The sequence below is a fragment of the Enterobacter sp. SCRI0065 genome, assembly GCF_059766475.1.
The window spans coordinates 1-252 of the sequence record NZ_JCBAJB010000062.1 but is presented as its reverse complement, the minus strand read 5'-3'; the positions used below and the strand labels follow the sequence as shown (position 1 = coordinate 252).

The 252-nt window shown below is 51.2% G+C and carries 1 rRNA gene; it reads left to right on the top strand.

The window, feature by feature from the left end:
- Positions 1-121: ribosomal RNA gene (locus AC6EMZ_RS23455) — 16S ribosomal RNA — on the top strand; the annotation flags it as partial.
- Positions 122-252 lie beyond the last annotated feature (131 nt).

The window sequence follows — 252 nt, the reverse complement described above, 5'->3', positions numbered from 1 at the left end:
GGTTGCAAAAGAAGTAGGTAGCTTAACCTTCGGGAGGGCGCTTACCACTTTGTGATTCATGACTGGGGTGAAGTCGTAACAAGGTAACCGTAGGGGAACCTGCGGTTGGATCACCTCCTTACCTAAAAGAACCTGCCTTTGTAGTGTCCACACAGATTGTCTGATGAAAGTAATGAGCAAGACGGCTACGAAGTCGTGACACATCGTGTCCCCTTCGTCTAGCGGTTAGGACTCCGCCCTTTCACGGCGGCA